The 23,463-nt window shown below is 71.0% G+C and carries 23 protein-coding genes and 1 pseudogene; 10 read left to right on the forward strand and 14 right to left on the reverse strand.

The genetic code is table 11. From position 1 onward, the window contains the following. Positions 1-51: 51 nt before the first annotated feature. The gene (locus AQJ46_RS32090) at positions 52-534 is read left to right on the forward strand and encodes a VOC family protein (protein WP_059208958.1); all 483 of its coding nucleotides are present in this window, start codon (positions 52-54) and stop codon (positions 532-534) included. Positions 535-561: 27 nt separating this feature from the next. On the opposite strand, the gene AQJ46_RS32095 is transcribed toward AQJ46_RS32090, so the two are convergent. From AQJ46_RS32095 to AQJ46_RS32115, 5 genes are all read right to left on the reverse strand, one after another. Then, entirely contained in the window at positions 562-1,464 is a 903-nt protein-coding gene (locus tag AQJ46_RS32095; RefSeq protein ID WP_057611430.1) for an SGNH/GDSL hydrolase family protein, read from the reverse strand. A 124-nt stretch (positions 1,465-1,588) separates the two neighbouring features. Then, positions 1,589-2,467, reverse strand: coding sequence for a geranyl diphosphate 2-C-methyltransferase (locus AQJ46_RS32100; protein ID WP_059208881.1), 879 nt, complete (start codon positions 2,465-2,467; stop codon positions 1,589-1,591). A gap of 50 nt (positions 2,468-2,517) precedes the next feature. Then, entirely contained in the window at positions 2,518-3,558 is a 1,041-nt protein-coding gene (locus AQJ46_RS32105; RefSeq protein ID WP_059208959.1) for a family 2 encapsulin nanocompartment cargo protein terpene cyclase, read from the reverse strand. Between the two features lie 5 nt (positions 3,559-3,563). Beyond that, a complete protein-coding gene (locus AQJ46_RS32110) occupies positions 3,564-5,000 on the reverse strand; it encodes a family 2B encapsulin nanocompartment shell protein (protein ID WP_059208882.1) in 1,437 nt (478 codons plus the stop codon). 159 nt (positions 5,001-5,159) lie between these two features. After that, complete coding sequence (locus tag AQJ46_RS32115) at positions 5,160-6,167, reverse strand: zinc-binding alcohol dehydrogenase family protein (RefSeq protein WP_208617017.1); 1,008 nt, start codon at positions 6,165-6,167, stop codon at positions 5,160-5,162. Positions 6,168-6,306: 139 nt separating this feature from the next. On the opposite strand from AQJ46_RS32115, the gene AQJ46_RS32120 reads away from it, so the two are divergent. Then, on the forward strand, positions 6,307-7,107 hold the full coding sequence (locus AQJ46_RS32120) for a VOC family protein (RefSeq protein WP_079072503.1): 801 nt from the start codon (positions 6,307-6,309) through the stop codon (positions 7,105-7,107). Here AQJ46_RS32120 and AQJ46_RS32125 read toward each other — a convergent pair. Beyond that, the gene (locus tag AQJ46_RS32125) at positions 7,104-7,904 is read right to left on the reverse strand and encodes a class I SAM-dependent methyltransferase (RefSeq protein WP_059208885.1); all 801 of its coding nucleotides are present in this window, start codon (positions 7,902-7,904) and stop codon (positions 7,104-7,106) included. The two genes, AQJ46_RS32120 and AQJ46_RS32125, sit on opposite strands and share 4 nt — an antisense overlap. 74 nt (positions 7,905-7,978) lie before the next feature. Between AQJ46_RS32125 and AQJ46_RS32130 the strand changes: the two genes are divergently transcribed. Both AQJ46_RS32130 and AQJ46_RS32135 read left to right on the forward strand, forming a co-directional pair. Next, on the forward strand, positions 7,979-8,560 hold the full coding sequence (locus AQJ46_RS32130; protein ID WP_059208886.1) for a TetR/AcrR family transcriptional regulator: 582 nt from the start codon (positions 7,979-7,981) through the stop codon (positions 8,558-8,560). Between the two features lie 23 nt (positions 8,561-8,583). Beyond that, positions 8,584-9,279, forward strand: a complete 696-nt coding sequence (locus AQJ46_RS32135) for a ribonuclease H family protein (RefSeq protein WP_059208887.1) — start codon at positions 8,584-8,586, stop codon at positions 9,277-9,279. A gap of 21 nt (positions 9,280-9,300) precedes the next feature. Here the strand turns inward: AQJ46_RS32135 and AQJ46_RS32140 are convergent, their stop codons facing one another. Together AQJ46_RS32140 and AQJ46_RS54485 are read right to left on the reverse strand one after the other, a co-directional pair. Next, the gene (locus tag AQJ46_RS32140; protein WP_059208888.1) at positions 9,301-9,753 is read right to left on the reverse strand and encodes an SRPBCC family protein; all 453 of its coding nucleotides are present in this window, start codon (positions 9,751-9,753) and stop codon (positions 9,301-9,303) included. Positions 9,754-9,834: 81 nt separating this feature from the next. After that, positions 9,835-10,030 (reverse strand): annotated as a pseudogene (locus tag AQJ46_RS54485) (tyrosinase family oxidase copper chaperone); the annotation flags it as partial. A gap of 161 nt (positions 10,031-10,191) precedes the next feature. Between AQJ46_RS54485 and AQJ46_RS32145 the strand changes: the two are divergent. From AQJ46_RS32145 to AQJ46_RS32155, 3 genes are all read left to right on the forward strand, one after another. Next, positions 10,192-11,409 (forward strand): FAD-dependent monooxygenase, encoded by a 1,218-nt coding sequence (locus AQJ46_RS32145; protein WP_059208889.1) that lies wholly within the window; start codon positions 10,192-10,194, stop codon positions 11,407-11,409. Positions 11,410-11,502: 93 nt separating this feature from the next. Further along, positions 11,503-12,981, forward strand: a complete 1,479-nt coding sequence (locus tag AQJ46_RS32150) for an MFS transporter (protein ID WP_059208890.1) — start codon at positions 11,503-11,505, stop codon at positions 12,979-12,981. Beyond that, positions 12,978-13,571, forward strand: a complete 594-nt coding sequence (locus tag AQJ46_RS32155) for a TetR/AcrR family transcriptional regulator (protein ID WP_059208891.1) — start codon at positions 12,978-12,980, stop codon at positions 13,569-13,571. Before AQJ46_RS32150 ends, AQJ46_RS32155 begins: the two co-directional genes overlap by 4 nt. Here AQJ46_RS32155 and AQJ46_RS32160 read toward each other — a convergent pair. After that, positions 13,568-15,280 carry a cholesterol oxidase substrate-binding domain-containing protein gene (locus tag AQJ46_RS32160; RefSeq protein ID WP_404828489.1) on the reverse strand — a complete coding sequence of 571 codons (1,713 nt, stop codon included), beginning with the start codon at positions 15,278-15,280 and terminating at the stop codon, positions 13,568-13,570. The two genes, AQJ46_RS32155 and AQJ46_RS32160, sit on opposite strands and share 4 nt — an antisense overlap. Before the next feature lie 136 nt (positions 15,281-15,416). Here AQJ46_RS32160 and AQJ46_RS32165 point away from each other — a divergent pair, with 136 nt between their 5' ends. Then, on the forward strand, positions 15,417-16,400 hold the full coding sequence (locus AQJ46_RS32165) for an aldo/keto reductase (RefSeq protein WP_059208893.1): 984 nt from the start codon (positions 15,417-15,419) through the stop codon (positions 16,398-16,400). Positions 16,401-16,484: 84 nt separating this feature from the next. Continuing rightward, positions 16,485-16,970: a DUF6328 family protein gene (locus tag AQJ46_RS32170; protein ID WP_059208894.1), complete on the forward strand. Its 486-nt coding sequence runs from the start codon at positions 16,485-16,487 to the stop codon at positions 16,968-16,970. Here AQJ46_RS32170 and AQJ46_RS32175 read toward each other — a convergent pair. The 4 genes from AQJ46_RS32175 to AQJ46_RS32190 form a co-directional block, all read right to left on the reverse strand. After that, complete coding sequence (locus tag AQJ46_RS32175; RefSeq protein ID WP_059208960.1) at positions 16,891-17,583, reverse strand: DUF2238 domain-containing protein; 693 nt, start codon at positions 17,581-17,583, stop codon at positions 16,891-16,893. The two genes, AQJ46_RS32170 and AQJ46_RS32175, sit on opposite strands and share 80 nt — an antisense overlap. A gap of 106 nt (positions 17,584-17,689) precedes the next feature. Then, positions 17,690-18,127 (reverse strand): SsgA family sporulation/cell division regulator, encoded by a 438-nt coding sequence (locus AQJ46_RS32180; protein WP_057611414.1) that lies wholly within the window; start codon positions 18,125-18,127, stop codon positions 17,690-17,692. 61 nt (positions 18,128-18,188) lie between these two features. Next, complete coding sequence (locus AQJ46_RS32185; protein ID WP_059208895.1) at positions 18,189-19,244, reverse strand: hypothetical protein; 1,056 nt, start codon at positions 19,242-19,244, stop codon at positions 18,189-18,191. Positions 19,245-19,337: 93 nt separating this feature from the next. Then, on the reverse strand, positions 19,338-20,309 hold the full coding sequence (locus AQJ46_RS32190) for an LLM class F420-dependent oxidoreductase (RefSeq protein ID WP_059208896.1): 972 nt from the start codon (positions 20,307-20,309) through the stop codon (positions 19,338-19,340). Between the two features lie 86 nt (positions 20,310-20,395). On the opposite strand from AQJ46_RS32190, the gene AQJ46_RS32195 reads away from it, so the two are divergent. Continuing rightward, positions 20,396-21,823: a serine hydrolase domain-containing protein gene (locus AQJ46_RS32195; protein ID WP_059208897.1), complete on the forward strand. Its 1,428-nt coding sequence runs from the start codon at positions 20,396-20,398 to the stop codon at positions 21,821-21,823. Here the strand turns inward: AQJ46_RS32195 and AQJ46_RS32200 are convergent. Then, on the reverse strand, positions 21,815-23,455 hold the full coding sequence (locus tag AQJ46_RS32200) for a serine/threonine protein kinase (protein WP_059208898.1): 1,641 nt from the start codon (positions 23,453-23,455) through the stop codon (positions 21,815-21,817). The genes AQJ46_RS32195 and AQJ46_RS32200 overlap by 9 nt on opposite strands. Positions 23,456-23,463 lie beyond the last annotated feature (8 nt).

The raw sequence follows: 23,463 nt of genomic DNA on the forward strand, positions 1-23,463 counted from the left end.
GAGGATCGGTCGACACAGATGACGGACGTTCGCACCACCCAGGAGGTACGCATGAGCACCGACGGTTTCACCACTTGTCTCTGGTTCGACGGCCAGGCGGAGGAGGCCGCCCACTACTACGTCTCCGTCTTCAAGAACTCCAGCATCGGCGAGATCGCCCGCTATCCGGAGGGCGCGCCCCAGCCCGCCGGCAGCGTGCTGACCGTCGAGTTCACGGCCAACGGCCACCGGTTCCTCGCGCTGAACGGCGGCCCCGAGTTCAAGTTCACCGAGGCGGTCTCCTTCATGATCTTCTGCGAGAACCAGGAGGAGATCGACTACTACTGGACCAAGCTCACCGAGGGCGGTGGCGAGCCCGGCCCCTGCGGCTGGCTGAAGGACAGGTACGGCCTGTCCTGGCAGGTGGTTCCGGACCGGCTGCAGGCCATGGTCACCGACCCGGACCCGGCGAAGTCGGCCCGTGTGATGAAGGCGTTCATGGCGATGAGCAAGTTCGACATCGCCGCCCTGGACAAGGCCTACGCGGGCGAGTGAGCGTTCCTCGAACGCTCTCGAACCGTCTCAGGACGAACCGATCACCCGCGTGATCTCCCGGGCGATCCGCAGGATGCCGGGGGAGCGGGCCGGGCAGGGCCTGGGCGTGGACGTCGTGGGCGCCAGACAGAAGTGCAGATAGTCCTTGTCGAGGTGCAGGGCCGTGCGGTCGCGGTCCGGCTGGGTGCAGTAGTCGGGATGCTCGTGCTCGTAGGAGGTGCACGGCAGGTACTGCACCCAGGTGTACCGGGACCCGGCGGGTGCCACCGTCGCGCCCGCGTCGGCGACGACGTCCCCCGAGGCGGCCGCCTGCTCCTCGTACAGCTCGTTCACGCGCCGGACGCGGTCGGGGGTGATCGGGTCCGGGCCCTGTGCCACCCACACGATCCGCGGCCGCCGCTCGCCGCCCGCCGCGGCGATCTGGTCGGTCAGCCGGCGAAGGTCGGCCCGGTACCTGCTGAAGTACTTCTGCGGCGAGGCGGCGTGGCTGATCCCGTCCATGCACCACGTGTAGTCCCACGCGTTGCCCCAGAACTGCAGCACCACGAAGTCCGGGTGCAGCGCGCGGACCAGCGCGGCCGCCTTGTCCCGGTCGGGCACCAGCGACTTCTTCCCGGTGCCCTCCAGGTAGTCGCAGGGTGTGGTCCCCGAGTACGGCGCGCTCGTGTACGTCGCCCGCAGCTCCCGGCGCAGCTCCTGCCCGAGGACCCGCTGGGCCTCCATGGCGAGCGAGTCGCCGAGATACAGCACCCGCGGGGCGACCACGGCGACCGCGGAGGGACTGGGGGAGGACTGGGCGCGCTGATGCGTGGTGGCCGCACGCGAGACGTCCGGGGTCGGTGGCGCCGCCTCCGGGCCGTCCGACGGGTCGCTGCAGGCACCGAGCAGCAGAACTGCGGTCAGTAACCCCACGATCCACGATGTCCGCATGTGCGACTCCCGCCCCGGTCGCCGAAAAACGGTTCCCCAGGCAAGCACAGCCGGGCCCGAGGGGGAAGACACGCGGCGTGGCAAGGGAGGACCGGGGCTCGCGACGCAGCCCCGGTCCTCCCGTTCACACGCGGTCGGCAGCGATCAGCAGGTACTGGAAACTGCCGTTCCGGTAGGCGGTCATAAAGGTGTCCTCGATTCCCGTGACCAGATGGTCGGCCTCCTTGCGCAACTCCCAGTAGGGCAGGGCCGCCTCGGTGAGGTCCTCCACGTGCACCGGAACCAGCCGGTTGCGGGCCATGGCGCGGAAGTAGGCCGAGCGGGGATGGATGTCGCAGATGTAGTGGGCGTTGATGAGCGAGACCTCGCGGGAGGCCTGCCCGTAGGTGTCGTTGTAGCAGCCGGTGATCACCACATAGCGTCCGCCGCGGCGCAGCAGCCGCGCGTGCTCGGCGAACAGCAGGTCCAGCTCGACGTACATGGTCGACTCGTTGTTCCAGGAGGCCGCGTAGGCCCCGGAGGGCAGCCCGGTGTCGAGCATGTTGCGGTGGTGGTAGCGCACCCGGTCGTCGATGCCCCGCTTGCGGGCCTGGGCGTTGGCGAACTCCGCCTGCTTCTCGGAGATGGTGACGCCGTCTGCGTGGCAGCCGTGGTGCAGATGCGCCACGACACTGCCGCCGCCGCGCCCGCACCCCGCGTCGAAGACACGGTCCTCGGGACGGAGCGGGCCGAGCCGGGCGGCGAGGAGTTCGGCCTGGGCGTGTTCGAGGCGGTGCAGTTCGGCGGTGATCCGCTCCCGCCGCCGTACCGGATCGGGTTCCTCGAGGACGGAGCGGTCGGCCTCTCCGATTCCGTAGTGGTGGTGGTAGAGGTCGTCGAGCTTTCCGAGTTCGAGGTTGACCGGGTTCTCCTCGGCGTTCCAGTAGTCCGCGACTCGGGTCTGGTACGTCGACTGGGTCGGCACCGGAATGCTCCGGGCGCCGGCGTGGGGGGCGGTGGTCAACGGTGACTCCTCGTGCTGGTACGTGTGACGTCCTGTCATGCGATCGCGCTTTACCAGTAGTTGGGCAGGTGATAGCGGTGGCTGTTGGTGGCGTGCCACTCGTGGTTGCCGGCCACCCAGTCGGACAGGCTCCGGGTGTAGCGCTCCACGAGCGGTGAGGTGGCGGAGAGCAGGGCCGACTCCTCGTCGAAGGCCGCCATGATCCGGTTGTGGATCTCGACCGACCTCAGATACGCGGCCTTGAGCCCGCACCGCTCGTTGGCGGCGACGACCTGCGGCAGATTGAGGTGGGTCGGGTCGCTCGCCAGCTCCTTGGTGAAGGAGTAGAGGTCGTTGACGATCGTGGTGGCGTTGCAGGCCAGTGCCGTGACCCGCTGGATCTCGGGACGGGCGTAGATCGCCTCGGGCAGTTCGTAGCCGTCGACCGCGTCGACGATCGACAGACAGGGACGGAAGTTGTTGAACTGCCGCATCACCAGGTACTCCCAGACCCGCGGCACATAGCGGGTCTCCGCCCAGGCCGCCTCGGCCAGGTAGCCCAGATGCAGCCGGGCGATGTCGTGCACGAACCGGTCGGTCTGACTCGGGGTGGCGAGGACGGCGTAGTCCCCCAGCGCGAAGTGGTAGGAGCGCAGCGGGCCGTCGGCCCGTACGCCCTCGCGCCACTCCTCCTCCAGTTCGGGGATGCCGTGGTAGGGGTCGACGGCGGACTGCGCCATGATCAGCCGGCCGCCGAGACCCCGGCGCGCTCCGCCGCGGCCCTCGTCCTCCTCGCAGTAGCAGGAGTCGACGACGTTCTCGGCGAGCAGCAACTCGCCGGCGACCGTGAGCCGTTCGAGGTCGGCCGCCTCCGGGTGTTGCAGCACCACGGCCCGGCCGAACTGGAACCCGGAGAAGTCCCCCTTCCACGCCTCGGGGAACAGATCGAGGCGCCTGGCCCAGGCTTCCAGCCTGCGGTCGATCTCCGCGGCCTTCACCGGGTCGGCGGGGGCGACCTTCCGGTACCTCAGACCGGGGATCGCCCCGCCGGGCCGGCCGGCGCGCAGGGTGCTCGCGATGTCGGGCGGGCCCGGCAAGGACTGGGTGCTCATCGCGGTCACTCGGCCGTCCGGCCGATCTGAGCGTTCTCCAGGATCCCGACCGCGTCGGGCACGAGGATGGCCATCGAGTAGTAGGCGGTGACGAGGTAGCGGATGATCGAGTTGGTGTCGATGCCCATGAACCGTACGTTCAGGCCGGGTTGGTACTCCTCGGGGATGCCGGTCTGGTAGAGCCCGATGGCACCCTGGTCGCCCTCCCCGGTGCGCAGCGCGATGATGCTGCTGGTGTGCTGCGGGCTGACCGGGATCTTGTTGCAGGGGAAGATCGGCACCCCCCGCCAGGCGGGGATCTCGTGCCCCTCGACGCTCGCCGTGCCCGGCACCAGACCGCGCCGGTTGCACTGCCGGAAGAACGCCGCGATGGCCTTCGGGTGGGCGAGGAACAGCTTGGTCTTGCGGCGCATGGCGAGCAGTTCGTCCATGTCGTCGGGGGTCGGCGGTCCGGTGAAGGTGCTGACGCGCTGGGCGTGGTCGGCGTTGTGCAGCAGCCCGAACTCCCGGTTGTTGACCAGCTCCCACTCCTGGCGCTCGCGGATCTCCTCGATGGTGAGCCGGAGTTGCTGCTCGGTCTGGTCCATCGGGTTGTTGTAGAGGTCGGCCACCCGGGTGTGGACCCGCAGCACGGTCTGGGTGAGCGACAACTCGTACTCACGCGGGGCGAGTTCGTAGTCGACATAGCCGCCGTTGATCGTCGGCTCCCCCACGTGGCCCGCCTGGACGGGGACGTCGGCCTCGCCCTTGCGGTTCATCGGCAGGCTCTGCCGCCGCGCGTAGGCCTCCAGATGGGCCGCGAGGGACGGCACCCGCTCGGTGAACTCGGTGACCACCGACCAGGGCAGGGCCAGCACGACGCCCGAGGTCTCGGCCCGGACCGAGCTCAGCCACAGCGGATCGGGCTGCCCTATGGCCTCGTCGCCCATCTGGGCGCCGTCGGTGACGACACCGACGATCTCCTCCTCGCCGTACTTGCCCTCGGTGAAGCGGGTGAAGCGGCCGTGCACGACGAGGTAGGCCTCGGTGACCGGCTGCCCGGCCTCGACCAGGACCTGGCCGGCCCGGATCTCCCGGACCCGGAAGCGGGTCGCGATCTCTTTGAGGACCTCGGTGTCGGAGTAGCCGCGCAGGGTGGGGAGTTCGGTGAGTGTCTGGGGGATGACCCGGATGTCGTCGGCGCCGTTCTGCTCGAACTGCACCCGGCCCCGGCCCACCCGGAGCTGGAGGCGCCGGTTGACCCGGTAGGTGCCGCCCTTCACGTCCACCCACGGCAGCATGCGCAGTAGCCAGCGGGAGCTGATGGCCTGCATCTGGGGTTCGGACTTGGTGGTGGTGGCGAGTTGCCGGGCGGCCGTGGTGCTGAGGCTGGTGAGCCGGTCTTCGGACGGGGGATCGGGTTCGTCGACGGCGGGGCCGGTGGCGCTGTCCGGTGTGGACACATTCCCTCCTGGGAGGTGAGCGGGCTGGCCTTGCGCGAGGTCCAGCCAAACAGCTGGAGCGGCCTCTTGATCAGGGCGTGAAGGGGGCGGCTTCACGGGCGGGAAGGTGTAAACCTTGCAGGTGAGGCAGTCGGCGCATCATGAGTGCCCCCGCGCTCCTCAGGACAGGTCGTTCACCAGTACGGCCGCCCCGTCGAAGCGCCCCGCCTTCAGATCCCGCAGCGCCCGGTCGGCCTCCGACAGCGGATACGTGTGCGTGGTCGCACGCACGCCGTGCCGGGCGGCCAGGGCCAGGAACTCCCTTCCGTCCTCACGGGTGTTGGAGGTGACGCTGCGCACCTCCTTCTCGTAGAACAGCTCGCTCTCGTAGTGCAGCGCGGGCACGTCGCTGAGATGGATCCCGGCGATCGCCAGCACCCCGCCCCGGTCGAGGGCCCGCAGTGCCAGGGGGACCAGGTCACCCACCGGCGCGAAGAGGATCGCGCTGTCCAGCGGCTCGGGAGGCATCTCGTAGGCGTCCCGCGCCGAAGCGGCTCCCAGCTTCAGCGCCAGCGTCCGAGCGGCAGCACCACGGGTCAGGACGTGCACGGTGGCGCCCTCGGCCAGGGCCATCTGTGCGCACAGATGGGCGCTGCCGCCGAAGCCGTAGAGCCCGAGGCGCCCGCCCGGTGGAAGGGAGGCCCGCCGCAGCGCCCGGTGGCCGATGATCCCCGCGCACAGCAGGGGAGCGAGCGACACGTCGTCGACCCCTCCGGGCAGCCGGTAGGCGAAAGCGGCCGGTACCACCGTGTACTCCGCGTAGCCGCCGTCGGCGTCCCAGCCCGTGTACCGGGAGGCCGGGCACAGGTTCTCGGACCCGCGCACGCAGTACGCGCACGTCCCGTCGGTCCGCCGCAGCCAGGCCACCCCCACCCGCTCACCGACCTCGAAGCCGCGCACCGCCGCTCCGAGCCCGGCCACCACCCCGACGACCTCGTGCCCCGGCGTCACCCCCGGCCGGTGCACCGGCAGATCCCCCTCGGCGACGTGCAGATCGGTGCGGCACACCCCGCACGCGCGCACATGCACGAGAAGTTCGTCGTCACCCGGATCCGGGACCGGCCGTGCGACGAACCGGAGGCCGCCTTCCTCGACCGGTCCCGGAGCCGCCACCGACCACGCCCGCATCGTCATGGGAGTTCCCGTCCTCGGAGAGTGTCCTTTCTGTCCAGTCTGAAGCGGAATCGTCCGTTCGACGCGCGGTCGGACGCACCCGTGACTAGCGTGTGGAGTCGTACCGACCACCGATTCGGGAAAGGCCGCGATCATGGCCGTACAACCTGAGGGAACCCCCTGTTGGGCCGACGCGATGTTCAGCGACGTCGAGGGGGCCAAGAGCTTCTACGGCGACGTCCTCGGCTGGACCTTCGGCGAGGCGTCGTCGGAGTTCGGCAACTACACGCAGGCCTACGCGGACGGGAAGGCCGTCGCCGCCGTCGTGCCGCCGATGCCCGGTCAGGAGGGCCATTCGCAGTGGTGCCTGTACTTCGCGTCCGCGGACGTCTCCGCCACCGCCGGCAAGATCCGTGACAACGGCGGCGAGCTGCTCATGGAACCGATGCAGGTCGGCGACTTCGGCACGATGTGCCTGGCCCGCGACCCGAGTGGCGTCGTCTTCGGCGTGTGGCAGGCAGGCACCCACGAGGGCTTCGAGGCGCCGCCCGAGCAGACGGGGGCGTTCTGCTGGGCCGAGGTCTACACCCGTGAACCCGAGAAGTCCGACGCGTTCTTCCCGGCCGTCTTCGGCTACAGCGCCCGGCAGATGCAGGACGACGCCGTCGACTTCCGCATGTTCAACCTCGGCGACCACACCGTTCTCGGTCGCATGAAGATGACGGACGACTTCCCGCCCGAGGTGCCGGCGTACATCAACGTCTACTTCAGCGTCGACAACTGCGACGACGCCGTCGCCCGCGCCACCAAGCTCGGCGGCATCCTGCGCTTCGGGCCCATGGACTCCCCGTTCGGCCGGTTCGCCGCCCTCAGTGATCCGCAGGGCGCGAGCTTCTCGGTGATCGACGTGACGACGACCCAGGGCGACATGCCTCAGATCTCCGACGTGCCCTAGCCGCTGCGCACCGCCGTGACCACCACGGCGGTGTAGTGCATCGAGAAGCTCCCGCCCAGCGCGTCGACGGCGTCGCCGAGACCGCCGAGCAGGGCGTCGAGCTGCTCGGCGGGCAACTGCCCGTGGCCGCCGAAGGTGGGTACCTGGTCCAGCCACTCCTCGCGGGTGTAGACCCGGTCCCACTCGAAGCGCCACTCCTCCGGCTCACCGAAGGCGGCCGCCTTCCGGATCCCGTCGGCCGCCGTGGCGCAGACGCCCGCGTAGGCGTCCGGACCGGTCATCCGGCGCCAGTCCATCGGCATGCCGGGCACGGCCCGGGTGTACGCCTCGGCGAACGCCTCGGCCACGTCGTTCGCGGGCTGGAAGGCGTTCCAGAAGAGGGCCAGCCGTCCGCCCGGCCGCAGCGCCCGGGCCGCCCGGTCCGCACCGGCGACGGGGTCGACCCAGTGCCAGACGGTCCCCGCCACGACCGCGTCGAAGTCGCGGCCCGCCGGATCCCAGTCCTCGAACTTGGCGACCTCGACGTCGAGTCCCTTGTCGCGCGCGAACGCCGCCATCCGGGCGTCGGGTTCCACCCCGAGCACCCGGCAGCCGTACGCCCGGAACGCCAGCCCGGCGATACCGGTGCCCGTGCCCACGTCCAGGACGTCCCGGCCGGGACTCGCGGCGGCGATCCGCTCCACCAGGGCGTCGGGATAGCGGGGGCGGGTCCGGTCGTAGCGCTCGGCGTCCGAGCCGTACGACTCGGCGATGGCGCGCTGGGTGTGCGGCTGTTGTTCCTCAGCTGGAGTGGGCATGCGCCCACTCTAAGTGGGCGCATGCCCACTCGACAAGAATCAGGGAGGATGTTCGAGAAAGAGGGAGGTGGGCCGTGCCGACAGGGATCGCCATCCGCGATGTGCGGGAGCAGTTGTTCGACGCCGCCGAGCGGATCCTGCTGCGGGGCGGGGCGAACGCGCTGACCAGCCGGGCGGTCACCACCGAGGCAGGGGTCGCCAAAGGGGTTCTGCACCGCCACTTCGAGGACTTCGACGCGTTTCTCGCCGAGCTGGTGCTGGACCGCATCGGGCGTATCGAGGACCGCTCCCGGGCCCTGCGCGAGTCGGCGGGGACCGGTGCCGTCGTCGACAACCTCACCGCGGTCCTGACCGAGCTCTTCGGGACGATCGCCCTGCGGATCGTCGGCCTGGTCATCGCTCGCGACGCTCTGCGGGCCCGGTTGCGCGAGGCGAGGGGTGGGGGAGTGCCGGTGCTGCGGGAGGCCACGGCGATGGTGGCCGGTTATCTCGCCGCGGAGCGCGACCTGGGGCGCGTCCCGGCCGACGCCGAGGTGGAACTGATCGCCCCCGCGCTGATCGGGGCGGCGCATCTCCTCTTCGCCGACACGGAAGGGGCGACACCCGGTGACGGGGAGGTCCGCAGGGTCGTGGCCACGGTGGTCACGGTGGAGTGAAGGGGCGTCCCTCCGCTCATGGCATGATCGAGCGCATGCGTGAACGACTGGTGGCCGCGTGCGACGGCGCTTCGAAGGGAAATCCGGGACCTGCGGCCTGGGCCTGGGTCATCGCCGACGAATCGGAGACGCCGGACCGCTGGGAGGCCGGGCCGCTCGGCAAGGCCACCAACAACGTCGCCGAACTCACCGCGCTGGAGCGGCTGTTGGCGGCGACCGACCCGGATGTGCCACTCGAGATCCGGATGGACTCGCAGTACGCCATGAAGGCCGTCACCACCTGGCTGCCCGGGTGGAAGCGCAACGGCTGGAAGACCTCCGCGGGCAAGCCGGTCGCCAACCAGGACCTCGTCGTCCGGATCGACGAACTGCTCGACGGCCGTTCGGTCGAGTTCCGTTACGTCCCCGCCCACCAGGTCGACGGCGACCCGCTGAACGACTTCGCCGACCGCGCGGCCAGCCAGGCGGCGATCGTCCAGGAGCCCGCGAGCAGCGAACTCGGCTCTCCGCAGCCGCCGCCGTCGCCGGACACCCCGAAAGCCGACCGCCCCGCCCGGGCCAAGTCGCCCAAGCGGAGCGGCGGTTCGTCTTCTCGTACGATCAAGGCCAAGTTCCCCGGCCGGTGTCTGTGCGGACGTTCCTATGCGGCGGGCGAACCCATCGCGAAGAACGCACAGGGCTGGGGGCACCCGGAGTGCCGTACGGAAGCGGCCGGTTAGCGGCCGGTCGCAGCGCGGCGGTCAGACGACCGCCCCGCGCCACTCTCCGGTCTCCTGACCACGCTCCTCGATGAACGTCTTGAAGCGCTCCAGGTCGCCCTTGGTCTGCCGCTTCACGAACCCGAGCTTGTCGCCGACCTTCTCGGTGATGCTCTCGGGATGGAAGTCCATCTGGAGCATCACCTTGGTGTGGGCGTCGTCGAGGCGGTGGAAGGTCACCGCACCCGCCTGCTTGGCCTCGCCGGCGATGGTGGTCCACGCGACCCGCTCGTCCGGGATCTGCTCGGTGATCTCCGCGTCGAACTCCCTGTGCACCCCGTTGACGTTGGTCACCCAGTGCGTGAGCGTGTCGGTGCGCTGTTCGATCCGCTCGACCCCGCTCATGAACTCGGGGAAGGTCTCGAACTGCGTCCACTGGTTGTAGGCGGTGTGCACCGGCACGCCGACCTCGATGGATTCCTCGACCTGCGACACGGGTGAATCCCTCCTTGGTCTTCTCGGTGTGTACGGCGCGGGTACCGCACGACCTGCGGGGCAAACCGGACGAGACGATCGTCATGCGCTGTCGTAGGTGTAGTGGCGGGTGTGGTCCAGCGGGTCCGCGGGGAACGGCAGTTGCTGTGCGCCCTGGAGCTCGTCCACGGCGGCCGTGCGGCGGCGCGGGTGCCGGGGCGTGGTGGCTGACGATGCCGATCCAGCTGCCATCGGCGTTGCGCCTCAGGTGCAGCTCCCTCCCGTCGGCCGTCACGGCCTCCCGGAGTCGACGGACTCAGCATGCCCATCGTCCTCGCCGAGCGAGCGCGGCCCGGGCCCGCCTCACGTGCGGAAAGTGACGCGATCCGAATCGGAGGTCGCGCATCGCCGGGCTGCTACTCTGCGTTGCCAATCGACCGCTTTGAGTAATTACTAGGGGTGTGTGTGAAGGTCGCCTGCGTCGGCGGCGGGCCCGCCGGCCTGTATCTCTCGATCCTGCTGAAGCGGCAGGACCCGTCCCACGACATCACTGTCCACGAGCGCAACCCGGAGGGCTCGACCTACGGCTGGGGCGTCACCTACTGGCGCGGACTGCTCGACAAACTGCACGCCCGCGACCCAGAGTCGTCCCGCGCGATCGAGGAGTCCTCGGTCACCTGGAACGAGGGCGAGGCCCGGGTACGGGACCTGGTCACCCGGCGCGACAGCGACCCGGGCTTCGGCATCGGCCGCCACCGCCTGCTGGAGATCCTCGCCGAGCGGGCCCGCTCGCTGGGGGTGCGGCTCGAGTTCGAGCACGAGGTCACCGGCGACAACCTCCCCGATGCCGACCTCGTCGTGGCCGGCGACGGCGTGCGCAGCGCCCTGCGCACCGGACATGCCGACCACTTCGGCGCCGAGACCCGGGAAGGCCGCAACCGCTACATCTGGCTCGGCACCAGCAAGGTCTTCGACTCCTTCACCTTCGCCTTCGTCGAGACCGACCACGGCTGGATCTGGTGCTACGGCTATCCCTTCAGCCCCGAAGGCAGCACCTGCGTCGTCGAGTGCGCGCCCGAGACCTGGGCCGGCCTCGGCCTCGGCAGTGCGAACGAGGCCGACGGACTCGCCCTGCTGGAGAAGCTGTTCGCCGACGTCCTCGACGGCCACCCCCTGATCGGCCGCTCCGCCGGCTCGGGCAGCGCCCAGTGGCTCAGCTTCCGCACCCTCACCAACCGCACCTGGCACCGCGACAACCTCGTCCTCCTCGGCGACGCCGCCCACACCACCCACTACTCCATCGGCGCCGGTACCACCCTCGCCCTGGAGGACGCCATCGCCCTGGCCGACGCCCTGCGCCGGGACGCCGAGCTTCCGCAGGCCCTCGTCCGCTACGAGCGGCAGCGCAAGGCGGAACTGCTCTCCATCCAGAGCGCGGCCCGCTACAGCGCTCAGTGGTACGAGAACCTGCCGCGCTACATCGGCCTGCCCCCGGAGCAGATGTTCGCCCTGCTCGGCCAGCGCCACTCGCCGCTGCTGCCGTATGTCCCGCCCCAGCTGTACTACCGGCTCGACAAGGCCGCCGGGCAGCTGGAGGCGCTGCGCAGGATCAAGCGCTGGCTCGGGCCGAAGGTGGCGCGCAGCGTGCACGCACGGGAGCTGGCTTCTCGCAAGTAGCTCGGTGGCCCCGGAAAGTGTTGGGTGAATGACGATTCACCGCTAAAGTGAATTGTCATTCACCCAGCTTTCCGTATCGAGTCCGGAGCGCCGATGGACCAGCAGGGCCCGATATCCCCGCCGCGCGGAGCAAGCCTGCGGACCCGGCTCACCGTCCCGGTGCTGGCGATGTGCGGCACGCTCATGGCCGTCATGCAGACCGTGGTCGTCCCGCTGCTGCCGGACCTGCCCCGGCTGACCCACTCCTCGCCCGGCGCCGTCTCCTGGATGGTCACGGCGACCCTGCTCGCCGGTGCGGTCCTCACTCCGGTGCTCGGCCGTGCCGGTGACATGTACGGCAAGCGGCGGGTCCTCACCGGCGCCCTCGCCCTGATGACGCTCGGCTCGGTGATGTGCGCACTCTCGTCCGACATCACCGTGCTCATCACGGCTCGCGCCCTGCAGGGTGCCGCCGCCTCAGTGGTGCCGCTGTCGATCAGCATCCTGCGCGACGAACTGCCGCCGGAGCGCCGGGGTTCCGCCGTCGCGATGATGAGCTCCACGGTCGGCATCGGCGCCGCGCTCGGTCTGCCGCTGGCCGCGATGGTCGTCCAGTACGCCGACTGGCACACCATGTTCTGGATGACCAGCGCCCTCGGCGCCCTGGGGGTCACGGCCGTGGCGTGGGCGGTCCGCGAGTCGCCGGTACGACAGCCGGGCCGCTTCGACGTGCAGGGCGCCCTGGGACTGGCCGTGGGCCTGGTGAGCCTGCTGCTCGGGGTGTCCCAGGGCGGGCAGTGGGGCTGGGGCAGCCCCCGGGTCCTGGGCCTGTTCCTGGTGTCCGTCGCCGTCCTGGCCCTGTGGTGGTGGCGCCAACTGCGCACCGACCAGCCCCTGGTCGACCTGCGGCTCGTCACCCGGCCGCGGGTCGGCCTGTCGCACGTGGCCGCCCTGCTCACCGGCTTCGCGTTCTACGCCAACTCCCTGGTCACGGCCCAGCTGGTGCAGGCGCCGAAGGCCACCGGCTACGGACTCGGTCTGTCGATCGTGGACACCGGCCTGTGCCTGCTGCCGGGCGGAGTCACCATGCTCCTGTTCTCACCGCTCTCGGCCCGGATCTCCGCCTCCCGCGGTCCGCGCATCACGCTCGCCCTCGGCGCCGCGGTCATCGCGTGCGGCTACGCGGTACGCATCGCGGACAGCCGCGATCTGTGGATGATCATCCTGGGCGCGACCGTGGTGGCCACCGGCACCACCCTCGCCTACTCGGCGCTGCCCACGCTGATCCTGCGCGCCGTCCCGGCCGAGCAGACGGCCTCCGCCAACGGCGTCAACGTCCTGATGCGCACCGTCGGCCAGGCCGCCTCCAGCGCGGCGGTCGCAGCGGTCCTGGTCCACCACACCAGCCTGGTCGGCGGCGTACTCGTCTCCACCCTGCACGGCTACCTGCTGGCCTTCGCCATGGCGGGCGCGATAGCCCTCGCGGCGTGCGCGGCGGCGCTGACCATCCCCGGCGACTCCGCCCCCGAGGGGACCCGCCGGGCCAAGGGCCGCACCCGGGGCGCGCGGGAGGAGGCGATGGAGGGAGCATGAGTGCCGTGAGCACACCGCCCCCCACCACCACCACCACCACGACCGCCCGCCGGGACGCCGAGGCGACCAAGGCCGCCATCCTCAGGGCGGCCCGCTATCTCCTGGCCCGCACCCCCCACGCCGACATCACCCTCAAGGCGGTCGCCGAACGCGCCGGAGTCAGCCCGCCGTTGATCGTGAAGTACTTCGGCAACAAGGACGCCCTCTTCGCCCGCGTCATGTCCTTCGAGTCCGACGCGACGGCCCTGCTCGACGCACCCCTGGACGAACTGGGCCGTCACATGGTCCGCCATGTCCTCACCGGCCAGATCGAACGAGGCGCCGACCCCCTGCTCCGGATCGCCTTCGCCCCCGTCCAGGGCGAACACGGTGACATCCTGCGCGTCAACTTCCGCTCCCAGGTGGTCGAACGCCTCGCGGCACGCCTGCCCGGCCCCGACGCCGGCCTGCGCGCCGAACTGGCGGTGGGCACCCTCCTGGGCCTGGGCGTGATGTACGGCATCGCACGGGGCACCGAGCTGAGGGCGAGTGCCGTGGAGGACGTGGTGGAGCGGTACGCCCCCACGGTGCAGGCCCACTTGACGCCCTAACGGAACAGCCGGTCCAGGAAGGCGTTGCCGAACACCCCGTGCGGATCGAGCCGGTCCAGCACCCCCGCGGCCTGGCCCCACACCGCCTCACCGAACGATCCGGGAATGGCCGTCCCCAGTACCTCCTCGTCCTCCCACACGGCGTCGTCCGTGTAGGCCCACCCCTTGGACCACTCGACGCGAGTCCCGTCGTAGCCATCGAGGAGGAACTGCTCGATCTCCCGCAGGAAGGCCTCCGCGTACGGCGTCCCCGGCAGCGTGAGGATGTCCAGCCACACCGCCGTGTCCCGTTCGGGATGCTCCTGATCCGCCCGCAACGCCGACAGCAGCGGAGCCCGTGCCCCCTGCAGCTCGGCCTCGGCCGGATCATCGAGGCCGGTCACCCTGATCTCCACCGTTCCGTTGACCGGGAACCGCCCCTGCGCCGTGTACGCGGTGAGCCGCTCCCGGTAGAAGTCCGTGAACTGCGAGACGACCCGCTGCACTTGGTCCCGGCTCGTGAGGACCGCGTACCCGTTCGCGGTCACCCTGAGCGTCGTCGGCTTGATGTAGAGCATCGTGTTCTTGGACGGCCCCCAGATGTCCGCCGACAGCGTCGCGGTGAGCCCCACCGTCGCCACGTCGAGCTGCGCGTTCCCGAGCACCGGCGCCAGATACCAGGCCGCGTCCGACACCATCCGCCCGGCCAGATCCGCCACCAGGGTCGGAACGTTGTCGGAGAAGGGATAGTTGTACGGCGAGGTCACGCGCCGCGAGGTCAGCGGCCTGGTCGGCGCCACGCTCCACACCTTCAGCCACGGGAACTCCGTGTAGGCGAACCAGATCGCCTCGACCCGTCCGGCCTGCTCCAGGAAGCTCGCGAAGGTCCGCCCGTCGCCGCCGGGCGCCGCGAAGAGCTCGGCCGCCGGAATGTCGACCCGGCTGACACACCGCAGATTGCTGTTGGCGCCGACCCGCAGCACGACTTCGGTGACGAAGGCCCGCCCGAGATGGGTGAGCAGGGCGGCACTGTCGGCCTCGGCACGGCTGAACTCACGCAGGACGTACGCCCCGCTGTCCTCGTCCCACACCACCGCCGTCAACGACAGGATGCGGTTGCTGAGCGAGCCGTACGTCTGTCCCGGCAGCCGCTGCTCTCCGTCGGCCGGAACGGCGGTGCCGTGCGCGTCGACCGCCAGTGCGCCGCCCAGGGTGAGGTCGCCGGGGGCGGGCGCGGCGGTGACCCCGAGCCCGTGCTCCTCCAGATAGGTGAGCAGCGCCTCCAGCGTGACGCCGGTGCCGGCCCGCACGGCGGAGGCGGAGTCCAGGGACAGGCCGGTGAGGTGGGAGGCGGTGTCGACGAGGAGGACGGGCGCGTCCGACGCCGTGCCCTCCGTGACGGTGAGGGGCGACCAGCCGTGCGAGGAGCCCCGGGCACGCACCCGCCAGCCGTGCTGCCAGGCCCAGTTGACGACCTGGGTCACCTGGTCCGGGCCGGTCGGGGCACAGGCCCACAGCCCGTCGGCGGTGATCTCGCCGACCCAGTTCCGGTACGCCGAACGGTGCAGGGCCACGCCCGCCGGGAAATCGGGCAGTTCTTCGGCCGCGGCCGCCGGGTCCGCCGGCAGCAGAATCGGTACGGCGGCCAGGGCCGCGGCGCTGAGAAGGAAGCCGCGACGGGACCAGGACGAGTCGTCCTGCGGGTGGTTGCTCACTGAACGATCAGTCACGGGATCACGCTAGGCGCTGATTGACACGTGCATGCCTTACGTCGAAGCGTGTCACCCATGTGAGTGAATAATTCACCGACGTCAGCCCGGAGCGGCCCGTTCCGCGCAGGTCGGCGACGGATGACAGACTGACGCCATGGACGAACGCACATTCGGCAGGTCGCAGCAGCACGCATCCGTGGTCGGACTCGGCACCTGGCAGTTGGGGGCCGACTGGGGAGACGTCGACGACAAGGAAGCCGTCTCGGTGCTGGAGGCGGCGGCCGAGTCGGGGGTCACCTTCTTCGACACGGCGGACGTGTACGGCGACGGACGCAGCGAGCAGACCATCGCCACCTTCCTGAGCGGCCGGCCCGACCTGCACGTGCTGGTCGCGACGAAGATGGGCCGCCGGCTCGACCAGATCCCGGAGAACTACGTCCTCGACAACTTCCGTGCCTGGAACGACCGTTCGCGCCGCAATCTCGGCGTCGACCGCATCGACCTGGTCCAGCTGCACTGCCCGCCGACGCCCGTCTACTCCACCGACGAGGTGTTCGACGCCCTCGACACCCTGGTCGAGGAGGAGCGCATCGCCCAGTACGGCGTCAGCGTCGAGACCTGCGAGGAGGCGCTGACGGCGATCGCCCGGCCGGGTGTGGCGAGTGTGCAGATCATCCTCAACGCCTTCCGCATGAAGCCGCTGCGCGAGGTGCTCCCCGCCGCGCGGGAGGCGGGCGTCGGGATCATCGCCCGGGTCCCGCTGGCCTCGGGCCTGCTGTCCGGCAAGTACACCAAGGACACGGTCTTCCCGGAGAACGACCACCGCGCCTACAACCGGCACGGCGAGGCCTTCGACGTCGGCGAGACCTTCTCCGGCGTGGACTACACGACCGGTGTCGAGGCCGCCGCCGAGTTCTCCGCGCTCGCCCCCGAGGGTTACACCCCGGCTCAGCTCGCCCTGCGGTGGATCATCGAGCAGCCGGGCGTCACCACCGTCATCCCCGGCGCCCGCTCGCCCGAGCAGGCCCGCGCCAACGCGGCCGCCGCCAAGCTGCCGCCGCTGTCCGACGAGACCCTCGCGGCCGTCCGCGACCTCTACGACCGCCGGATCAAGGACCAGGTCGAGAACCGCTGGTGACCCACGCCCGGCTCCGGGAGGCGGCTTCTCACCGCTCCCGGAGCCGCGCTGTTTGAACGATCAGCCACCGGATACCCGTAGCGCATGGTCGACACGGTGAGACGGACGGGCCGCGACGAGACCGAGGACGAGCGCGCGGACCGCATGTGGGGCGAACTCATCCAGGAGATACGCGTCGCGCAGACAGGTGTCCAGATCCTGTTCGGCTTCCTGCTCACCGTGGTGTTCACACCCAAGTACGACGACCTCGCCCACACCGACCAGGTCATCTACATCGTGACGGTCGTCCTCGGCTCCTGCGCCACCGGAGCCCTCATCGGGCCGGTCTCCCTGCACCGCCTCGTCTCGGGGCGGCGCATCAAACCCCAGGCCGTGCGGATCGCCTCCCGGCTGACCTTCGTGGGGCTGGTTCTCCTGCTCACGACGATGACGGCCGCCCTGCTGCTGATCCTGCGGGTCGCGACCCACGACTCCTGGGTGCCCTGGCTCGTCACGGGAGTCGTGGCCTGGTACCTGCTGTGCTGGTTCGCACTGCCCCTGTGGACCCGGCGCCGCTATACGACGGAGTGACGCGCAGCCCGTCCAACTGCCGGTCGTGCAGGCGGCTCAGCGACAGCACGGACACCGTGGCGCCGATCAGCGCGCAGAACATGTCCCACTGGGTGTCCCACACATCGCCCTGCGTGGCCAGGAAGGCGTCCGCCGCCTGACCCCCGGTCACCGCGGCCGCCCACTCCAGCATCTCGAAGACGGCGCTGAAGGCCAGACACGCGCACACCGTCAGCGGCGCCAGCCAGCGGCTGCCCCGCAGCGGTGAGGTGCGGCAGAGCAGTTCCCGCACCAGGACCGCCGGCACGAAGCCCTGCATGAGATGGCCGAAACGGTCGTACGGATTGCGGTCGAGCCCGAAGGTGTCCCGCACCCAGTCGCCGAGCGGGACCTCGGCGTACGTGTAGTGGCCGCCCACGATCAGCACGAGCGCGTGGACCGCCAGCAGACAGCACAGCAGGCCGGTCAGCGGGAAACGGCGCCACGTCAGCACGATCAGCGGCAGGCCCACCAGGACCCAGACGGTCTCCAGGAACCAGGTGGTGCGGTCGCGCGGGCCCCAGGCCGACAGGGCGAGCGCGGCGAGCACGGCCCAGGCGAGCAGGACCGGCAGGGGCCGTCGCACAGCGGTCATGAGGTGCTCCTTGTCGTCGGAGCCCTCATCGTCGGGGCAGGGGGCCGACGCCGGCATGAGTACGGCTACTCAGCCCGCGTGCGCATCAGGCCCGTCCTGCTCGGGCTCAGCCTCCCGCGATGACCGAGGCCAGGAAGTCGTCCACGCGGACCTCCTCCTGGCCCGGCGGCACGATCTCGCGGGTCTCGCGCAGGAAGGACGCCAGCGCCGGGGCCCAGGCGAAGACCACGGCGTGCTGGCGGCCCCCGTCGGCGCGGGCGTCGCCGTAGAACTCCATGCGGAGCTCCTCCCAGACGCCGGTCGAGACGGGGCTGAGCCGTACGTCCCCGATTCCGACCGGACCGCGCAGGCCCTCGGCGAGCATCTCCCGGTCCAGCCGCCACCGCGCCAGCACCCGGCCGTCATGGCTGAACACTGCGGTGACGGCGAACGGGTCCGCCGCGTCGTAGCCCAGGTGGGCGAGCACGGGGCACCGGCCCGTGCCGCCCGCCTGCAGTTGCACGACCAGAGTCTTGTGCGCGGTTCTGGGGACGAAGGAGTTCACCTGAAGGCCTCCGGGAAGAGCGACGTGTCGCCCTCTAGTACCCCTCACACGCCCAAGATGCTCAGCCGTCCGGGTGATTCCCCTTCGCGGTGCGCAGGGCGGTGATGCACGAGGCGATGGCCTGCTGGAGTTCCTCCAGTTGCTGGACCATGTCGTCCTCGTAGAAGTCCTGGGCGTCGTCGAAGGTCAGCTCCTCGAACACCTTGGTGGCCTTCTGGAGGCTGTTGTAGAACCTCGTACGCCGTTCCTGGACCCGGAGTTCGGGGTCGGCCTCCACGGCCTCGGCGACCAGGGACTTCATGGTGTCGAAGGCCTCGGCCGCCCACTCGCCGGTGTCCTCGTCCTCCTCCAGTTCCTCGAGGAGGGACAGGTGCCGCTCGGCCTCCTGGCGCAGGTCGACGGGTGCGTCGATGGTCTGCCCGGCCGGGGTCCTGACCTGACCGGACTCGGCGATCTGGCGGACGTAGCCGATCCGGTCGGCCGCTCGGCTCTCGGTGGCCACGGCCTTCTTCAGGTCGTCCGTGCGCACCACGTCCCGGGCCAGCGAGGCCTGGAGGTCCGGGTCCTCCTTGATCCGGTCGAGGAGTGCGCTGCGCGCGGCCCGGGCGGTGGAGGGGTCGGCGAGGATGGCGGCGCGCAGTGCGGTCGGGTTCTCGGCGACCTCCAGGGCCTTGGTGGGCCGGATGCCCTCGGCCTCGGCGGCCTCGGCGATGGCGGTGCCGCGCTCGGAGCCGGCGCTGTTGCGGGAGACGTAGTAGTCGAGCCACACGTCCGCGTCCGGCAGTTCCACCTCCTGGCCCGGCGCCAGCGCCTCGAAGTGCGGGACCATGCCGTCGTCGGCGGCCCGGTCCCAGGCCTTGTAGTAGCGCATGACGCGCTCGGGCGAGCAGCCGGCGAGCTGGGCGAACTCCTTCGCGGACACCTTCGGCGTCTCGTCCGCGCTCTGGCCGCCGGGCCGCACGCTGCGCGCCACCATCAGGCCGAAGGCCCATCCGCCGGTCCGCGCGTAGACACCGAACTCTCGGGCGTCCCGCGCGACGAGGTCGGACAAGGGCGCGCCGGACGTCTCGACCGAGGCCTCGGAGGACGTGTCGGACGGGTCGATCGCTAGGGTCACGGGTGCTTCTCCTGGGCAGGCTCGTTCGGACCGCACGATGTGCGGGTCGGAAGCCTATTGCACCCTCGGGTGCCGCCGGGGAGGTCGGCCCGCTCAGGCGAACGCGTCGCGCAGCGCGGGCAGCAGCGTCTTCGCCGACCAGTCCAGGAACTCCGGTTGCGAGTCCCCGCCGATCTGCACCAGGGCGATCTCGGTGAAACCCGCCTCCGCGTACGGCCGTACGGCCTCGACGAAGTCGTCCGGGTCGTCGCCGCAGGGAATCGACTCGGCGACATCGTCGGGCGTGACGAACTGGGTGGCCGCCTCGAAGGCATCCGGGTGCGGGAGCTCGGAGTTGACCTTCCAGCCGCTGCCGAACCAGCGGAACTGGGAGTGCGCCCGCTTGATCGCCGTGTCCCGGTCGGGGTCGTAGCAGACGGGCAGTTGCCCCACGCGCGGCCTGCCCTCGCCACCGTGCCGGTCGAACGCGTCGAGCAGGCCCGCCTTGGGCTCCGTGGCGATGACCAGGTCGGCGAGGCGGCCGGCCAGTTCGCAGGACTGTTCGCCGGAGACGGCCAGGCCGATCTGCGGCGGCTCGTCCGGCAGGTCCCACAGCCGGGCCGACTCCACGTCGAAGTGGTTGCCGCGGTGGTTCACATGGCCGCCCCGGAACAGCGCGCGGATGATCTCCACCGCCTCTTCGAGCATCTCGTGCCGTACGTCCGCCGAGGGCCAGCCGCCGCCCACCACATGCTCGTTGAGGTTCTCGCCGGAGCCGAGCCCCAGCCGGAACCGGCCCTGTGAGAGCAGCTGCATCGTCGCCGCCTTCTGCGCCACCACCGCCGGGTGGTAGCGGAAGGAAGGACAGGTCACGTACGTCATCAGCGGAATGCGGGAGGTCGCCTGGGCGGCCGCCCCGAGCACGCTCCACGCGTACGGCGAGTGACCCTGCGACCGCAGCCACGGGAAGTAGTGGTCCGAGGTCACCGAGAAGTCGTAGCCGGCCTCCTCGGCCCGCACCACATGGCCGACGAGCTCTCGCGGGCCGGCCTGCTCGGTCATCATCGTGTATCCGATTTGCACCATGGGTGCCGAGTCCCCGGTGACCGGAGGGGAAAACGGGCTTCCCAGGCCCTCTCGATCAAGGCCGGTGGACGAGGCAGGATGCGCGTATGAGTTCCCTGCCCACGAGCACCCCCGCGGCCCAGGGCGTCGACGCCGCCGGCATACAGGCCTTCCTCGATGCCCTCGAAGCCGAACCGCACCTCGAGCCGCACAGCCTGATGCTGCTGCGCCACGGCCATGTCGTGGCCTCGGGCTGGTGGGCGCCGTACGCTCCGGACCGGCCCCATCTCCTCTACTCGCTCAGCAAGAGCTTCACGGCCACGGCCGCCGGGTTCGCCCTCGCCGAGGGGCTGATCCGGCTGGACGACCCGGTGATCTCGTACTTCCCGGAGTTCGAGGCCGATGTCACCGACCCGCGCAGCCGCGCGATGCTCGTACGGCATGTGGCGTCTATGGCCAGCGGCCATCTCGAGGAGACACTGGACCGGGCACGCGCCCAGGACCGCGACGAGCTCGTCCGGGGCTTCCTGCTGGTGCCGCCCGACCGGGACCCGGGCACCGTCTTCGCCTACAACCAGCCCGCCACCTACACCCTCGCCGCGATCGTCCAGCGCGTCACGGGCGAGAAGCTCACCGAGTACCTGCGGCCCCGGCTGTTCGACCCGCTCGGTATCGGCGAGGCGGCCTGGATCCCCGACCGCAGCGGCCGCGAACTCGGCTTCAGCGGGCTGCACGCCACCACCGACGCCGTCGCCCGGTTCGGCCAGCTGTATCTGCGGCGCGGGGCGTGGGAGGGCGAGCGGCTGCTGCCCGAGTCGTGGGTGACCGAGGCGACGCGCGTCCAGATCGCGCACGAGGCACCGCCGGTGGACGGCTGGTCGGACTGGGAGCAGGGCTACGGCTTCCAGTTCTGGATCTCGCGGCACGGTTACCGCGGGGACGGGGCGTACGGGCAGTTCTGCGTGGTGCTGCCCGAACAGGACGCGGTGCTCGCGATCACCTCGGAGACCCTGGACATGCAGAAGGTGCTGGACCTGGCCTGGGAGCATCTGCTCCCCGCGTTCGGGGCCGACCCGCTGCCCGGCCGTGAGGCGGCGGACGCGGCTCTGGCCGACCGTCTGACACGGCTCGCGCTGCCGCCCGCCGAGGGCAAGGCGACCCCCGCGGACCGGGCGGAGGACTGGAACACCGCCTTCACTCCCTACGGCGGTGCCTGCGCCGACCAGCCGTCCCTGAGCGCGGTCGAGGTGGACCCGGGGGGCCGCGTGACGCTGGTCGACGACGGCGACCGGCTGGAACTGGGGCTCGGAACCGGGGAGGCCGGCTGGACGGTGGCCGATGAGCCGGTGCCCGTCGCGGTGAGCGGCGGCTGGACCGACGCGGAGACCCTCGCCGTCGACGTGGCTTTCCTGGAGACACCGCACCACCTGCTGGTGACGTGCTCGCTCGGGGACCGGACGTTCAACGCGCGCTGGCGCACCCAGCCCCTGCACGTGGGACCGCTGCGGCGGATGCGGGCGCCGCGCTCAGTCTGAGGGGACGTGGAGGGTGCTCAGGAAGGTGTCCAGGGCCATCTGGTTGGTGTCGTCGTTCCAGTCGGCCGCCGGGGTCGTCCAGCGCAGTGAGTAGCCGCGGCCCTCGCCGATGAGGAAGCCGCGGCCGAAGGTGCGCACCCGGGTGCCGTCGACGTCCTCGATCCACTGCATGTCGGCGGCCTCGCGGCCCTGGTAGGTCGTGGCGCGGATGTCACCGAGGCGCTCGTAGCCGGGGTTGTCCTCCAGGCCCGGTTCCACGTCGTCGCGCCACACGGCCACGGCGTCCGTGCCGACGGCCTTGCTGTAGGTGATGGCGAGCGTGCGCGGGTCACCGGAGGCGCCGAAGGTGACGCGGTACGCCAGGTCACCCTGGCGTTGGGTCTCCAGCGGCTTCCATCCCTTGGGCAGGGCGACGGAGAAGCCTTCGGGGGAGTGGTACTCGCTGTATCCGGACGGCAGCCCCGTGCCCGCGGTGGGAGAGGCCGTTCGGCTCGGCGTGGGCGTGGGTGTGAGCGTCGCGGGCGGTTCGACGCTCTCGTCGGTGCGGCTGCCGGGTGCGGTGACCGACGGGGAGGGGGCCGGAGGCGGTGGGGCGGGAGCGGAGGCGGAGGCCGACGCGGACGGGGCGGGCGCCTCACCCGTCGTCGCACCGTCGCCGCCGGGCAGCGCCTTGGTGACCGTGAGGACGGCGGCGGCCACCGTGACGACGGCCAGGGCGGTCCCCGCGATCAGGAACCGGCTGCCGCGGCCCGGGGCCACGCCGTGCAGGACGCGCAGCCGGGACCTGGATTCCTCCGGCGGGACCGAGTCGGGATCTTCGTCGAGAACCCGGAGGAGGGCGCCCCGCACGGCCGTGCGGCTCAGCCGCTCCCGGGAGTCCTTGCGCAGCAGCCCCTGCACGGTCTGGGTGAGGGGCCCGGCGCGCACCGGCGCCCGCAGCGGCAGCCGGTCGACCCCCTTCAGGGTGGCCGCGGGCCGGTCGCGGTCACGGAAGGGCGGACGTCCCTCGACCAGCGTGTAGAGGATCGCGCCGAGCGCCCACAGGTCGGCGGCCGGCCCGATGCGCTCGTCACGGGCCTGTTCGGGGGAGGCGTACGACGGTGCCGAGAGCCGGGGGGCGAGGGTCGCGCCGGCCAGGCCCCAGCCGGTGACGACGACGGAGCCCTGGTGGTGCACGAACACCTGGCCCGGGCTGAGTTCACCGTGCGTGATGCCCTCGCCGTGCGCCGCCTCCAGCACCTCCAGCAGCTCCAGGCCGATGCGCGCCGCCCGCACGTGGTCGAACGTCCCCTGGCGGCCGAGGAGTTCGCCCAGCGGGATGCCGTCGACCGGCTCGGTGACGGTCCACAGGGTGTCCTCCTGCGTCACGGCGTCCACGACCGCGGCGATCCGGCCGGGGGAGAGCACCCGCATGGTCTTGGACATCCGGACGACTCCCGCGGCGGTGCGCAGCGAGGTCTCCTCGTCGGTGCCGGCCGGCAGACCGATCTCGGTGAGCAGACAGGGGCGTTCGGTCGAGACGTCCTCGCCGTACCAGCAGGTCCGGTTCGTCTCGCGGTGCAGGATGTCCAGGGGCCGGTACCGTCCTGCGACCAACTCGTGTGTGGAGACGTGCGCCTTGACCATGGTCATCCCTCGCT

It is taken from the genome of Streptomyces canus (assembly GCF_001514145.1).
GTDB lineage: Bacteria > Actinomycetota > Actinomycetes > Streptomycetales > Streptomycetaceae > Streptomyces > Streptomyces canus.

What these genes read in the sequence shown, in the direction of transcription:
- AQJ46_RS32090 (WP_059208958.1), top strand. Translation starts at nt 52, where the DNA reads ATGAGCACCGACGGTTTCACCACTTGTCTCTGGTTCGACGGCCAGGCG.
- AQJ46_RS32095 (WP_057611430.1), bottom strand. Translation starts at nt 1,464, where the DNA reads ATGCGGACATCGTGGATCGTGGGGTTACTGACCGCAGTTCTGCTGCTC.
- AQJ46_RS32105 (WP_059208959.1), bottom strand. Translation starts at nt 3,558, where the DNA reads ATGAGCACCCAGTCCTTGCCGGGCCCGCCCGACATCGCGAGCACCCTG.
- AQJ46_RS32115 (WP_208617017.1), bottom strand. Translation starts at nt 6,167, where the DNA reads ATGCGGGCGTGGTCGGTGGCGGCTCCGGGACCGGTCGAGGAAGGCGGC.
- AQJ46_RS32120 (WP_079072503.1), top strand. Translation starts at nt 6,307, where the DNA reads ATGGCCGTACAACCTGAGGGAACCCCCTGTTGGGCCGACGCGATGTTC.
- AQJ46_RS32125 (WP_059208885.1), bottom strand. Translation starts at nt 7,904, where the DNA reads ATGCCCACTCCAGCTGAGGAACAACAGCCGCACACCCAGCGCGCCATC.
- AQJ46_RS32135 (WP_059208887.1), top strand. Translation starts at nt 8,584, where the DNA reads ATGATCGAGCGCATGCGTGAACGACTGGTGGCCGCGTGCGACGGCGCT.
- AQJ46_RS32150 (WP_059208890.1), top strand. Translation starts at nt 11,503, where the DNA reads ATGGACCAGCAGGGCCCGATATCCCCGCCGCGCGGAGCAAGCCTGCGG.
- AQJ46_RS32155 (WP_059208891.1), top strand. Translation starts at nt 12,978, where the DNA reads ATGAGTGCCGTGAGCACACCGCCCCCCACCACCACCACCACCACGACC.
- AQJ46_RS32165 (WP_059208893.1), top strand. Translation starts at nt 15,417, where the DNA reads ATGGACGAACGCACATTCGGCAGGTCGCAGCAGCACGCATCCGTGGTC.
- AQJ46_RS32170 (WP_059208894.1), top strand. Translation starts at nt 16,485, where the DNA reads ATGGTCGACACGGTGAGACGGACGGGCCGCGACGAGACCGAGGACGAG.
- AQJ46_RS32175 (WP_059208960.1), bottom strand. Translation starts at nt 17,583, where the DNA reads ATGACCGCTGTGCGACGGCCCCTGCCGGTCCTGCTCGCCTGGGCCGTG.
- AQJ46_RS32190 (WP_059208896.1), bottom strand. Translation starts at nt 20,309, where the DNA reads ATGGTGCAAATCGGATACACGATGATGACCGAGCAGGCCGGCCCGCGA.
- AQJ46_RS32195 (WP_059208897.1), top strand. Translation starts at nt 20,396, where the DNA reads ATGAGTTCCCTGCCCACGAGCACCCCCGCGGCCCAGGGCGTCGACGCC.
- AQJ46_RS32200 (WP_059208898.1), bottom strand. Translation starts at nt 23,455, where the DNA reads ATGACCATGGTCAAGGCGCACGTCTCCACACACGAGTTGGTCGCAGGA.